Raw genomic sequence first — 15,213 nt, 5'->3', positions numbered from 1 at the left:
GTCGAGCCCGGCGAAGTCGAAGCCGTTCTGGCCCAACATCCTTCGGTTTCACGAGCGGTGGTGGTGGCACGTGGCACAGACGGTGGCAAGCAGTTGGTGGGATATGTGGTCGCCGACCGATCCGGCCCGCGCGAAGCCGAACTCGACGGCGCCGCGGTGCGCGAATTCGCTTCCGCGCGATTGCCGGAGTTCATGGTGCCCGCAGTGGTGATGGTGATCGACTCGGTGCCGTTGACCCAGAACGGGAAGCTCGACCGTGCCGCCCTGCCGGAGCCCCAGTTCACCGCTACGACGCGGTACCTGGCACCGCGCACGACCGAGGAGCGACTCCTGACGAGGGTGTTTGCCGAGGTCTTGGGGCTGGATCGGGTAGGCGTGGATGACAGCTTCTTCGAATTGGGCGGAGACAGTATTCGCTCGATCCAGGTGGTGTCGCGGGCGCGGGAGTCCGGGGTGGCGGTCAGTCCGCGCGAGGTGTTCGAGCATCAGACCGCGGCGGCGTTGGCCGCGATAGCTCGCGGTCGTGGTGTGACCGGTCCGGTGTTGAGCGAGCTGCCCGGTGGCGGTGTGGGGTGGATGCCGTTGTTGCCCGCGGCTCGGTTCGTGCGGGGGCTGGGTGCGGGGTTCGATGGTTTTACGCAGTCGATGCTGCTGGACCTGCCGCTCGGTATCGATCGAGCCGGGTTGCTGGCGACGTTGTCGGCGGTGATCGATCGTCATGATGTGTTGCGGTCGCGGCTGGTCGATGACGAGCGCGGGGCGGGCCTCGAGGTGGCGCCGGTGGGTTCGGTGGATGTGGAGCGGTTGTTGCACCGGGTCGAGATGGCTGTCCCCGAACAGCATTCAGCGGACCGCAGCGGTGAGCGGGCCGAGGTGATCACCGAGCACGTCGGTGCGGCCGTGCGCAGGTTGTCGCCGTCGACCGGGGTGATGGTGCAGTTCGTCTGGTTCGATGCGGGACCCGAGCAGTCCGGCCAGTTGTCGATCGTGGCGCATCACCTGGCGGTGGATGGTGTGTCGTGGCGGATCTTGCTGCCGGACTTGGCATCCGCCTGGCAGACGGTGTCGGCGGGATCGACACCCGAATTGCCGAGGACGGGGACCTCGATGCGGCGCTGGGCGCACGGGTTGGTCGAGCGCGCTGCCGCGCCCCAACTGGTGGAGCAGTTGCCTTGGTGGCGTTCGGTTCTGGACGGCCCGGACCCGATGATGGGTACCCGGCCGTTGGATCCGGAAATCGACGTGATGGCGACTGTGGAGCACGTGAGTGTCCAGCTTCCGGTGGCGGTGACCGAGGCGTTGTTGACCACGCTGCCCGCGGTATTCCACGGCGGGGTCGAGGACGGGCTGTTGGCCGCATTGGCAGCGGCGATAAGTCACTGGCGGGACGCCCACGGCAGCACCGAGGGCGACGGGGTGTCCGAGGTGCTGATCCGGTTGGAAGGCCACGGCCGCGAAGAATCGACGGTTCCCGGTGCCGACCTGTCCAGTACGGTCGGCTGGTTCACCAGTATGTTCCCGGTGCGCCTGAACGCGGCCTCGGCCGAGTGGGACGAACTCTGTGTGGGCGGTCCGGCGGCGGGCGTCTTGCTGAAGGCGATCAAGGAACAATTGCGTGCGACACCGGACAAGGGGATCGGGTACGGCTTGTTGCGGTACCTGAATTCGGACACCGCCGTTGTGCTGCAACAGTATTCGGCTGGTCAGATCGGATTCAACTACCTCGGCCGGTTGGACTCCACCGATCTTCTGCCGCAACGATTGCAGGGAGCCGGGTGGACCCCGACGGCGGATAGCGCGGCATTCAGTGCGGCCCCCGACCCAGCGCTGGCGGCGCTGGCGGTGCTGGATGTCAACACCTTGGTCGTCGACACCAGTGCGGGCCCGGTACTGCAAGCGGTGTTCGCGGCACCTACGGGGGTGCTCGGGAAGACCGAGACGGAGCAGCTTGCCGAACTGTGGCGGAGCGCGCTGACGGGGCTGGCTCAGCACGCCGGGACGTCGGGTGCGGGCGGGTTGACGCCGTCGGATGTGCCATTGGTTCGGTTGGGGCAACACGAGATCGAGGTATTGGAGGCGCGGTACCCGGGCTTGGTGGATGTCTGGTCGTTGACGCCGATGCAGTCCGGGTTGTTGTTTCATCAGGCGCTGGCGGGCTCGGGATTCGATGCCTATCACATGCGGGTGGTGTTCGAGCTTGCCGGACAGGTGGATCCAGGACGGATGCGTGCGGCGAGTCAGGGATTGCTGGATCGGTATCCGAATCTGCGGGTGGGCTTTGCCGCCGGCTCGCACGGCCAGCCGATCCAGATCGTACTGAATGACGTTGAATTGCCCTGGCGTGTGGTTGATTTGCGTCATCTCGACCAGGCCGATCGCGAGGTAGCATTGGAGCGGCTGCTCAGCGAAGACCAGCTCGCGCATTTCGATATGGCCGTCCCGCCGTTGCTGCGATTCACGCTGGTGCTGATGAGCGAGTGGCGTTCGGAGTTCGTCATGACTGCCCATCACGTCTTGATGGATGGTTGGTCGCTGCCGCTGCTGATTCGAGATCTGTTGCGGCTCTACGGTTCCTACGGTGCTGCCAGACAATTGCCGAAACCCCCCGCCTTCAAGGAATTTTTGAAGTGGTTGGCGGGCCAGGATGTCGAGGCGGGTGTGCGGGCGTGGCGCCGGGAACTCGACGGCGTGCACGAACCCACACTGCTCGCGAGCAGTGTGCACGGCACCGATGATGCCGCGGCCGAAGTCGAGCGGGTCGGTGTACCGCTGACCGCCGAAATCGGTTCGGCATTGAACAGGCGGGCAGGCGAACTCGGAGTCACCGTGAACACGGTCGTCCAGGCCGCGTGGGGCGTCCTGCTCGCCGCGGCGACCGGTCGCCATGACGTCATCGTCGGTGCCACGGTGTCGGGTCGTCCCCCGGAGATCGCCGGGGTGGATTCGATGGTCGGTCTGTTCATCAATACCGTGCCCGTGCGGGTGCTGTTCGGCCACCGCGACACGCTTGCCGATCTGCTCACCGACTTGCAGGCGCGCCAGACAGCCCTGTTGGACTATCACCACGTCGGATTGAGCGACATCCATCAGGCCGTCGGCTTGCACGTCCTGTTCGACACCCTCATCGCGTTCGAGTCCTATCCGGTCGACCACACCGGCATCGAGGCGGCGACCGACGCCAGCGGTATCACTATCAGCGACCTGCGCCCGGACTCGGTGACGCATTACCCGTTGACGGTCATCGCCGGCGCCGCACCCACTTTGACGCTGTATCTGGACTACCGCACCGGCGAGTTCGATCGGGCCGCGGTCGAGGCGATGGCGGGCCGGTTGACGCGGATCTTGCAGCAGGTGGTCGCGGACCCGGACGTACCGGTGGCCTCGATCGATATCCTGGGCCCCGACGAACGCGAACTGGTGTTGCATCGGTGGAACGACACCGCGGTCGAAGTCCCCGATACCACCGTCATCGGGCTGTTCGAGGCTCAGGTCGCTCAGGCACCGGAGGCGGTCGCCGTGAGCGGCATGGGCTTCGACGTGTCGTATCGGGAACTCGACAGCCGAGCCGATCGGCTTGCGCACGTTCTGGTTTCGCGTGGGGTGAGGCCGGACAGCATTGTCGCGGTCGCGCTGCCTCGGTCGGTGGAGTTGATCGTCGCGCTGTTGGCGGTGTGGAAAGCCGGAGGCGCGTATCTGCCGATCGATCCGGCCTATCCCTCGGATCGGTTGGCGTTCATTCTTTCCGACGCCGCGCCGGTGGCTGTGGTGACCGATCACGCTACCGCGAGCATTCTGCCCGACACCACAACGCCACTCCTCTACCTCGACACCACGGAAACACCGGCCACCGTGGATCGCTACGGTCGGGGCGAGGTCCGGCCGCAGAACTTGGCGTACGTGATTTACACCTCCGGCTCGACCGGCGTACCCAAAGGTGTTGGTATCACGCACCGTAACGTGGCGCATCATGTCTCTCAGGGTTGGTTTACCGGCCCGGACGAACGGGTGCTGGTGCATTCATCGATGGCCTTCGACGCTTCGACCTATGAGATGTGGGCGGCGTTGTGCGTCGGCGGCGGGTTGGTGTTGGCGAGTGAGTTGCGTTCGGATCCGGCCGAAATGCTGGAGCTGGTCGCGTCTCGTTCGGTGACGCGGATGTTCGCCACGCCTGCGCTGTTGGCCGTGTTGCTGGATCATGCGGAAACGCTGCCCAGCAACGCGTTCGAGCGTCTTACCCAGGTGATCGCCGGTGGCGCCGAACTCTCCTCGGCGTTGGTGCGCCGGGTCAAGCGGATTGCCGACGGTGCGGCGGTGGTCAATGGCTACGGTCCGACCGAGACCACCGTGTTCGCGACGGTGTTCGCCGCCGATGCGGTCTCCGAAGGGTCGGCGCCGATCGGCCGGCCGTTGGCCAATATGCGGGCGTTTGTGTTGGATTCGTGGTTGCGACCGGTGCCGGTCGGGGTCGCCGGTGAGTTGTATGTGGCCGGTGCGCAGCTGGCCAGGGGGTATCAGGGCAACGCGGGGTTGACCTCGGCGCGGTTCGTGGCCGATCCCTTCGATCCCGCCGGTGGCCGGTTGTATCGCACCGGTGACGTGGTGCGGTGGACTGCGGCAGGGGTGCTGGAGTTCGTCGGCCGGGTCGACGATCAGGTCAAGATCCGTGGGTTCCGGGTCGAGCCGGGCGAGGTCGAAAGCGCGCTGGCGCAGCATCCTTCGGTGTCCCGAGCGGTGGTGGTCGCGCGCGACACCGATGCCGGGGGCAAGCAGCTGATCGGGTACGTAGTCGCAGACCGGGCCGGTTCGGTCGAGGATGACCGGGCAGCGGATGGGCACGTGCTCGACGGAGGGCTGGTTCGGGAGTTCGTAGCCGAGCGGCTGCCTGATTTCATGGTGCCGACGGTGGTGATGGTGATCGATGCGGTGCCGTTGACGGCGAACGGCAAGGTGGATCGTCAGGCGTTGCCCGATCCCGAGCTGAGTTCGTCGCGCGAGTACCGGGCACCGCTTTCGGCGGAGGAGCAGATCCTGACCACGGTGTTCGCCGAGGTGCTCGGGCTTGACCGGGTAGGGCTCGACGACAGCTTCTTCGAGTTGGGCGGGGACAGTATTCGTTCGATTCAGGTGGTGTCACGGGCACGCGAGTTGGGGGTGGAGGTCACGCCGCGGGAGGTGTTCGAGTGTCGGACAGCGGGGGCGCTGGCGACCGTCGCCGCGGGCCGTGCGGTAGCCGGCCCGGTGCTGGCGGAGCTGGCCGGTGGGGCGGTGGGATGGCTGCCGTTGTTGCCGGTGGCTCGGTTCGTGCGCGAGTTGGGCGGCGGGTTCGACAGTTCGACGCAGTCGATGGTGCTGGATCTGCCGGTGGACGTGGATCGGGCGGGACTGGTGGCGACCTTGTCGGCGGTGATCGATCGGCATGACGTGTTGCGGGCCCGATTGGTCGATGACGAGCGCGGGCCGGGGCTCGAGGTGGCGCCGGTGGGTGCGGTCGATGTGGGCGGGCTGTTGTCACGGGTGTCGGTGGCGGGGATCGAGGACATGTCCGGGGCGGTGGTGTCGGAGATGGGGGCCGCGGTGGGGCGGTTGGCTGCCGCGGAAGGGGTGATGGTGCAGTTCGTGTGGCTCGATGCCGGTCCCGGTCGGGCGGGCTGGTTGGCCGTGGTGGCGCACCATCTGGTGGTCGACGGTGTGTCGTGGCGGATTCTGTTGCCGGACTTGGCAACCGCGTGGCAGGCGGTCTCCACCGGGTCGACACCGGTGCTGCCGAGGACGGGTACCTCCATGCGGCGGTGGGCCCACGGATTGGTCGAGCAAGCGGCCCGGCCGGAGCGGGTGACCGAGTTGTCTTGGTGGCGTTCGGTTCTCGACGGACCCGATCCGCTACTCGGCAGCAGGCCGCTGGATCCGGCGGTCGACGTCATGGCGAAGCTCGGTCACGCGCAGGTGCGTATACCGGTGCCGACGACCGAAATCTTGCTGACCACGTTGCCCGCGGCGTTCCACGGTGGGGTCGAGGACGGATTGCTGACGGCCTTGGCGGTAGCCGTCAACCGCTGGCGCGAGCACAGGGGTGTCGGTGAGCAATCGGTGTTGATCAGGTTGGAGGGCCACGGTCGGCAGGAAGACATCGTTCCCGGTGCCGATTTGTCGACGACCGTCGGCTGGTTCACCAGCATGTTCCCGGTGCGGTTGACCGCACCCGTAGCGGAGTGGGACGAGCTGTGCGCCGGTGGCCCGATCGCGGGTGCGCTGGTCAAGTCGGTGAAGGAACAGCTGCGTGCGGTACCGGAGAAGGGCATGGGCTACGGGATGCTGCGGTACCTGAATCCCGAGACCGCCGAAGTGCTGCAACAGTATTCGGCCGGACAGATCGGATTCAACTACCTCGGCCGCTTCACCTCGACGGATTTGTTGCCGCACCGACTGCGCGGCGCGGGCTGGACCCCCTCGGTCGATGCCGGACAGTTGATCACGCCGGTGGATCCGGCGTCGGCGCCGATGCCCGCGATGGCGGTGCTGGATGTCAACACGATCGTGCTCGACACCAGCGAGGGACCGGTGTTGCAGGCGATATTCGCCGCGCCCGTGGAAGTGCTGGCCGAGAACGAGATACAGGAATTGGCCACCCTGTGGCGCGACGCGATCGAGGGGTTGGCAGGACATGTGTCGGCCGGTGGGGGTGGTTTGTCTCCGTCGGATGTGTTGTCGAGCGGGGTGGGGCAAGCTGAGCTCGAGGTGTTGGAGCAGCGGTATCCGGGGTTGGTGGATGTGTGGCCGTTGACCTCGATGCAGTCGGGGTTGTTGTTCCATCAGGTATTGGCGGGGTCGGGTTTCGACGCGTACCACATGCAGATCGTGTTCGGGCTGGTCGGACGCGTGGATGCGGAACAGATGCGGTCCGCCGGTCAGCGATTGTTGGATCGGTACGCGAATTTGCGGGTGGGGTTTGTTGCCGATCGTCGTGGTGACCCGGTGCAGGTTGTCGTGGAAGGGGTGGAGCTGCCTTGGCGGGTCGTGGATTTAGGCGAGCTGGCGGCGGAAGACCGCGGTGTGGCGCTGGAGCGGTTGTTGGCCGAGGATCGGGACGCTCATTTCGATGTGGCGGTTCCGCCGTTGTTGCGGCTGATGCTGGTGCGGGTGGGTGCGGATCGTGCAGAGCTGGTACTGACGGCTCATCATGTGTTGTTGGACGGGTGGTCGTTGCCGCTGTTGGTGGTGGACCTGTTCCGTCTGTACGGCGGGGACGCTGAGCTGCCGCCCGCGTTCGAGTACAAGGAATTCTTGAAGTGGTTGGGGGAGCAGGACTTCGAGGCGGGCGTGCGGGCCTGGTGCCGAGAACTCGACGGCGTGCGCGAACCAACCCTGCTCGCCGACAGCGTGGGTGGCGCCGACAAGGCCGATGGCGCCGAGTTGCCCCAGGTGGAGCGGATCGAGGTACCGCTGCCGCCGGAAACGGCCATGGAGTTGACCCGGCGGTCGACGGAACTCGGAACCACCCTCAGTACTGTCGTGCAAGGCGCGTGGGGAGTGCTGCTCGCCGCATCGACGGGCAGCCACGATGTGCTGGCGGGCGCCACCGTGTCGGGACGCCCTCCGGTGATCGCTGGGGTGAATTCGATGGTCGGATTGTTCATCAATACCGTGCCGGTGCGGGTGCGGTTCGACCCCCGTGCCACTCTGACCGACCTGCTCATCGACTTGCAGGCGCGCCAGACAGCCCTGTTGGACTATCACCACGTCGGATTGAGCGACATCCATCAGGCCGTCGGCTTGCACGTCCTGTTCGACACCCTCATCGCGTTCGAGTCCTATCCGGTCGACCACACCGGAATCGGGGAGGTCACCAGCACCAGCGGCATCACGATCAGCGACTCGCGCCCGAACGCGCCGACTCACTATCCGTTGACGGTCATCGCGAATACCGCGCCCGCCCTGACGCTGCACTTCGAATATCGACCCGATTCGTTCGATCGGGGCGCGGTCGAGGCGATGGCGGGACGATTGGTCCGCATTCTGCAGCAGGTGGTTTCAGACTCGGACGTGCCGGTGCGCTCGATCGACATGCTGGGCGCCGACGAACGCGAACTGGTGTTGCGTCAGTGGAACGACACTGCCGCGTCGTTCCACGCTGATCGAACACTGGTGGGATTGTTCGAAACTCAGGTAACCCGGACGCCGGACGCCGTCGCGCTCATCGAGGCGGACACCGAAGTGTCGTATCGGGAGCTCGACGGTCACGCCGAGCACCTTGCGCAGCTGCTGATTTCGCGTGGTGTGGGGCCGGACCGCATTGTCGCGGTGGCGGTGCCCCGGTCCGCGGAGTTGATCGTGACGTTGGTGGCGGTGCTCAAGGCAGGTGGTGCGTATTTGCCGATCGACCCGGCCTATCCGTCGGATCGGTTGGCGTTCATCCTTTCTGACGCGGCCCCGGTCGTAGTCGTGACCGATCACGCAACCGCGAGCATCCTGCCCGATATGACAACACCCCTCCTTTACCTCGACACACTCGAAACAGTCGAGGTAGCGGGCCGAATCAGTCGAAGCGGAGTCGGGCCGCAGAATCTGGCGTACCTGATTTACACCTCCGGCTCGACCGGTGTGCCCAAAGGCGTTGCGATCACGCACGATAACGTGGCGAATCTCGTTTGCCAGCAGTGGTCGACGGGTCCAAGCGACCGCGTGCTGATGCACACCTCGGTGTCGTTCGATGTCTCGACCTACGAGATCTGGTCGACGCTGGGCGGTGGTCATGCGCTCGTATTGACCAGTGAGCTGCGTTCGGATCCCGCCGAAATGGTCGAGCTGATCGAGTCGCGGGCGGTGACCCGAATGTTCTCGACGCCTGGGCTCTTGCCGGTGCTGCTCGATCTGGTTGAGGCATTGCCTGGCAACACCTTTCGCACAGTGGCTCAGGCGGTGGTCGGTGGCGCCGAGGTGTCCGCGGCGCTGGCGCGCCGGTTGCGGGCCGTTGCTCCCGATGTCGAAGTCGTCAACGGCTACGGGCCCACGGAGGCAACGGTTTTCGCGACGGTGTGCGTGGCCGAACCGACCTCGGCGGGGAACGGCTCGGTGCCGATCGGGCGTCCTTTGACCAATGTGCGCGCGTTCGTGCTGGATTCATGGTTGGCGCCGACTCCGGTAGGGGTTGCCGGTGAGTTGTATGTGGCCGGTACCCAGACGGCGCGCGGGTACTACGGTCGCCCGGGGATGACCGCGGCCCGGTTCGTGGCCGACCCCTTCGATCCGGTGGGTGGGGGACGGTTGTACCGCACCGGGGACGTGGTGCGCTGGAACAGCTCCGGGCAGTTGGAGTTCCTCGGCCGGGTCGACGATCAGGTCAAGATCCGTGGCTTCCGGATCGAACCCGGCGAGGTCGAAAGCGTGCTGGCCCAGCATCCTTCGGTATCCCGGGCCGTCGTGGTGGCGCACCACACCGAGACCGGCGGCAAACAGCTGGTCGGCTATGTGGTGCCCGACCGAACGGGCGCCGAGGCGATCGATGCGGGACAGGTGCGCCGATTCGCCGCGGAGTTGTTGCCCGAGTACATGGTGCCCGCGGCGGTCCTGGTGATCGACACGGTGCCGTTGACCGTGAGCGGAAAACTGGATCGCAAGGCGCTGCCGACGCCGGAGTTCACCTCGTCAGCGGAATACCGCGCGCCGCGCGGCGAGGACGAACGGGTGCTGGCCGAGTTGTTCGGCGAGGTGCTCGGTCGCGACCGGGTGGGTATCGACGACAACTTCTTCGAGTTGGGTGGCCATTCGTTGCTGGCCACGCGTCTGGCCAGCCGGATCCGGGCGATGCTCGGGGTCGAGGTCCCGATCCGGGCGGTTTTCGATGCTCCGACGGTGGCGCAGTTGGCGACTCGGCTCGATGCCGATGCGCAGGTGCGTCCCGCGCTACTGGCCCGATCGAGGCCGGACGTCGTTCCGACGTCGTACGCCCAGCGCCGGTTGTGGTTCATCCACCGGTTGGAAGGACCGTCGGCGACCTACAACATTCCGGTCGCGGTGCGGATGCGGGGGTTGGCTGTGCCGGTGTTGCGCGCGGCGATCGGTGATGTGATCGCGCGGCACGAGAGTCTGCGCACTGTCTTCGTTGAGGCCGACGGCATGCCCGCCCAGCAGGTGCTCGACGCGGGCTCCGTCGAAGCGCCCGTGGTCGTCACCGACGCGGACCCCGCCGAGGTGGACGCGGCGGTGGCCGGGGCCGTGCGCTACGGGTTCGACCTGTCCAGCCAGATCCCGCTCCGGGTCACGGTGGTGCGTTCCGGCGCGGACGACTGTGTCGTGGTGTTGCTGATCCACCACATCGCCGGTGACGGGTGGTCGATGGCACCGCTGCTGCGGGATCTTTCGGTGGCGTACGCGGCACGTCTGGCGGATCGGACACCGGTGTGGGAGCCGTTGCCGGTGCAGTACGTCGATTACACGCTGTGGCAGCGGGAACTGCTGGGTTCGCCGGAGGATCCCGACAGCCTGCTGTCGCGGCAGTTCGACTACTGGCGTCATGAACTCGAGGATCTGCCGGAGCAGTTGCGGTTGCCGACCGACCGGCCGCGCCCGCGGGTGGCCAGCTATCGCGGCGACATGGTGCTGTTCGACATCGACGTGGCAACGCGGATCGGTGTCGAGCGGCTGGCGGCTCGTGAGGGCGCCACGGTGTCGATGGTGTTGCAGTCGGCCCTGGCCGTGCTGTTGTTCAAACTGGGTGCTGGAGAGGATATTCCGCTCGGTTCGCCGATCGCGGGTCGCACCGATGAGGCGTTGTCCGACCTGGTCGGCTTCTTCGTCAATACCTGGGTGCTGCGGACGAGGCTGTCCCCGGCGGCGGCGTTCACCGAAATCCTCTGTCAGGTCAGGGCGAAAGCGCTGGCCGCCTACGAGAATCAGGACGCGCCGTTCGAGTTGCTGGTCGAGTTGCTCAACCCGACCCGCTCGGCAGCGCACCATGCGCTGTTCCAGGTGACGTTGGCGTTCCAGAACAACAGCCTGGCCAATTTGGCGTTGCCGGGCGTCGGGTTCGAGCCCTACAACGCCTCCCTCGCCGCCTCGCGGTTCGACCTGTTCTTCAATATCGCCGATACCCCCGCGGGGCTGCCGTGGAATGGGCTCATCGAGTACGCGACCGAGTTGTTCGATCGGCCGACGGTCGAGGCGATCGCGGCACGGTTCGTGCACGTATTGCGGTCGGTCGTCGCTGATCCGGGTATCTCGGTGCGGTCGATCGACGTGCTCGACAGTGCCGAGCGTGAGTTGGTGTTGCATCGGTGGAACGACACCACGGTCGAGATCGACCAGGACCGCACCCTCGTGGGGTTGTTCGAGGCGCAGGTCGCTCGAACGCCGGATGCGGTCGCGGTGGTCTGCGCGGAAGCCGCGGTATCGTATCGGGAACTCGACCGACGCGCCGATCATGTTGCGCGGGTGCTGCTTTCGCGCGGGGTGGATCCGGACAGCATTGTCGCGGTCGCGGTACCTCGGTCGGTGGAATTGATCGTGGCGTTGCTTGCGGTGTTGAAAGCCGGTGGTGGATATTTGCCGATCGATCCGGCGTATCCGTCCGATCGGTTGGCGTTCATCCTCGCCGATGCCGCGCCGGTCGTTGTCGTCACCGACCGTGGCATCGCCGACGCATTGCCCGATACATCCACCCCGCGCCTGTATTTGGACGCACCCGAGACCATTGATGGGCCAGCTCTGGTCGACCTCGATCGGGTTGTGGTGCGGCCGCAGAACCTTGCGTATGTGATCTACACCTCCGGCTCGACCGGTGTCCCCAAAGGTGTTGGTATCACGCACCGTAATGTGGTCAATCACGTGTCGCAGGGATGGTTGACCGGACCGGACGAACGGGTGCTGGTCCATTCGTCGATGGCCTTCGACGCTTCGACCTATGAGATGTGGGCGGCGTTGTGCGTCGGCGGTGGATTGGTGTTGGCGAGTGAGTTGCGTTCGGATCCGGGCGAAATGCTCGAGCTGGTCGAAACTCGATCGGTGACCAGGATGTTCGCGACCCCGGCACTGTTGTCGGTATTGCTGGAGCGCGCCGAAGCGTTGCCCGGCAATGCTTTACATGGCTTGGTTCAGGTGATCGCCGGTGGCGCCGAACTCTCCTCGGCATTGGCTCGTCGAGTGCTGGCCGTGTCTGCCGATGTCGAAGTGGTCAATGGCTACGGTCCGACCGAGACCACGGTGTTCGCAACGACTTTCGCGGCTGTTGCGGAATCAGAAGGATCGGTGCCGATCGGGCGTCCACTGGTCAATATGCGGGCGTTCGTCCTGGATTCGGGGATGCTTCCAGTTCCGGTCGGGGTCCCGGGTGAGTTGTATATCGCTGGTGCCCAGTTGGCGAGGGGCTATCGGGGGCGGGCGGGGCTGACTGCGACACGGTTCGTGGCCGATCCATTCGATCCGGCCGGTGGTCGGTTGTATCGCACCGGGGACGTGGTGCGGTGGACCTCGACGGGAGCGCTGGAGTTCGTCGGCCGGGTTGATGATCAGGTCAAGATCCGTGGTTTCCGGGTTGAGCCCGGCGAGGTCGAAACCATACTGGCGCAACATCCGTCGGTATCTCAGGCGGTTGTTGTCGCGCGTGACACCGATACCGGCGGCAAGCAGCTGATCGGGTACGTGGTGGCCGACCGCTCCGGACCGGCCGTGGGCGAAGACGAGCTGGTCGGGCAGTGGCGCCGAGTCTATGACGACCTGTATTCCGCGCCCGCGGCGGCCGACGGCGGCCCGGGTAGCGACACCGACCGGATGCCGTTCGGCGCGGACTTCGGTGGCTGGAACAGCAGCTACACCGGGTCCGCGATTCCGCTGGAGCAGATGCGGGAATGGCGGTCGGCCACGGTCGAGCGGATTCGCGGGCTGCGGCCGCGGCGCGTGCTGGAGATCGGCGTCGGATCGGGTTTGTTGCTGTCGCAGGTGGCCCCGGCATGCGCCGAGTATTGGGCGACGGACTTCTCGGCCGCGACCATTGCCACGCTGCGGCAACGGTTGGACGAGCTGGACGAGGACTGGGTCGACCGCGTGGTGATGAGCGTGCGCGGCGCCGACGACACCGCCGGATTGCCGGAAAACTACTTCGACACCGTGGTGTTGAACTCGGTGGTCCAGTATTTTCCGGGCGAAGGGTATCTGCGTCGTGTCCTCGAGCAGGTCTCGGCGCTTCTGGCGCCCGGTGGTGCGGTGTTCCTCGGCGATATCCGCAACCTGGGCCTGCTCGAGGAGTTCACGACCGCTGTACAGATCGCACGCAACGGGGATGCGGATCCGGCGGCGGTCGGCGATCGGGTGCGTCGGGATATCGCCGCCGAGCAGGAATTGCTGCTGGCGCCGGAGTACTTCTCCGGTGTGTGCCGTGAGGTGAACGGGTTCGATGCCGTCGATATTCAGCTCAAGCGGGGATTCTCGGTCAACGAGTTGACCCGGTATCGCTATGACGTTGTCCTGCACAAGACTCCGACGAAATCCCTGTCGGTGGCCGATCTCCCGGAGGTCGAATTCGTCGACCTCGACCGGTTGCGTAGCCTGCTGTGGGCCCGGCACGGTGGCGGTATTCGGGTCACCGGCATTCCGCATGCCGGGTTGATCGGCGAAGTCGAGGCCACCGATCGGATCCGGGCGGGGCTGCCCGGCACCGCCACCGACGCGCTCGGGGTCGGTTTCGAAGGAGTACTCGGCACGGTCGCCGAGCGGGTGGGTGTGTTGCCGGAGGACCTGCATGTGGTGGGTGAGGACTGCGGATACACCACTGCCGTTACCTGGTCCGCGGAGGCGGGCCGCATGGATGCGGTTTTCCTCGACACCGTGACGGCGAAGCACCGCCCGCTGACCGATGTGTACCTCGCTCCATCATTCGTGGCGGATCTGGCGGTGTATGCCAACGATCCTCAGGCGAGCTTGCTGGCTGCTGACGTCCGCCGGTGGGTGGGTGAGCGGTTGCCGGATTTCATGGTGCCCGCGACAGTGATGGTCATCGACAGCCTGCCGTTGACGGCTAATGGAAAACTTGATCGTAGCGCGTTGCCGGACCCGGAATTGTTGTCTGCCAAGGAATATCGTGCCCCGCGCACTGAGCGGGAGCGGGTGTTGACGGAGTTGTTCGCCGAAATCCTCGGACTCGACCGGGTGGGTATCGAAGACGACTTCTTCGCGTTGGGTGGGCATTCGCTGCTGGCCACCCGCCTCACCAGCCGGATCCGGGCCGTGGTTGGGGTCGATGTCCCGGTCCGGGTGATATTCGACGCCCCCACCGTCGCCCAATTGGCGGCCCGGCTCGACGAAGGTGGCGCCGTGGGTACGGATTTCGATCCAGTTCTGGTGCTGAAGGAATCTGGTTCGCGGAAACCGTTGTGGTGCCTGCATCCCGGCGGTGGTCTCGGCTGGTTCTACCAGCAACTCGGCAAGCACCTGCCCGACCGGCCGGTGTATGCCATTCAGTCCCGTGGGCTGGACGGCGGGCCGACGGCCGGTTCCATGGCGGAGATGGTGGCGGACTACATCGACAGGATCCAGTCGCTCCAGGGCGAGGGCCCCTACTATCTGCTGGGCTGGTCGTATGGCGGAGTAGTCGCGCACGCGATGGCGGCCGAAATGTCGTGTCGGGGAATGGAAGTCGGATTCCTCGGCGCCATAGACAGCAAACCGCCGGAGGGGTCGGCCGCCGATTCCGACGTAACGGACGACGAGGCTATGGCCGGCGTCCGAGCCTGGGCAGTAGACCGATTCCAAGATCAGCTCGACGCTCCCGTCATCCAGGAACTGGTGGAGCGCCTGACAAAAGTCCTCGTCAACAACTGCAAACTGTGGGAAGGCTACACCTCGCCATTCTTCGACGGCGATATGACAATCTTCGGCGCCACCGTGGACGCGGAAGGCAACCGAACAGCCGATGTCGAAAACGAGCTCGAACAAGCCTGGCGCCCTCACATCAGCGGCCACATAAAAGTACTCGAGGTGAACTGCGCCCACGGAGACTTCGACCGCCCAGAAAACATGCAGCTCGTCGGCCAAATGCTCAACAACCTCTTGAATTCGGCGTTCCCGAGCCCAAAGTAGGCACTTTGGGCACACGCTCCTCCTGGCTACGGGTGTGCCGCGAAAGTGATGTCGCTGCCGAGCCCGCCATCGTGAGCCGATCGCGGTAACGGCCGGATCAGGCGCGCGTCGGCGGTGGTGCGGACGATCACCGTGGGCGTATCGTTC

1 protein-coding gene (only partly in view) is annotated in these 15,213 nt (G+C 65.7%); it reads left to right on the top strand.

The features are described 5' to 3' along the window. On the top strand, positions 1 to 15,066 hold the 3' portion of the coding sequence (locus tag KV110_RS23045; protein WP_218478785.1) for a non-ribosomal peptide synthase/polyketide synthase. The gene continues 5,862 nt to the left of window position 1, outside the view; 15,066 of the gene's 20,928 nt are visible here — the last part of the coding sequence; the start codon falls outside the window, past its left edge; its stop codon occupies positions 15,064 to 15,066. Positions 15,067 to 15,213: the final 147 nt, after the last annotated feature.

It is taken from the genome of Nocardia iowensis (assembly GCF_019222765.1).
GTDB lineage: Bacteria > Actinomycetota > Actinomycetes > Mycobacteriales > Mycobacteriaceae > Nocardia > Nocardia iowensis.
Note: the sequence above shows the minus strand (reverse complement) of the source record. Positions and strands in the feature narration are given on the sequence as shown.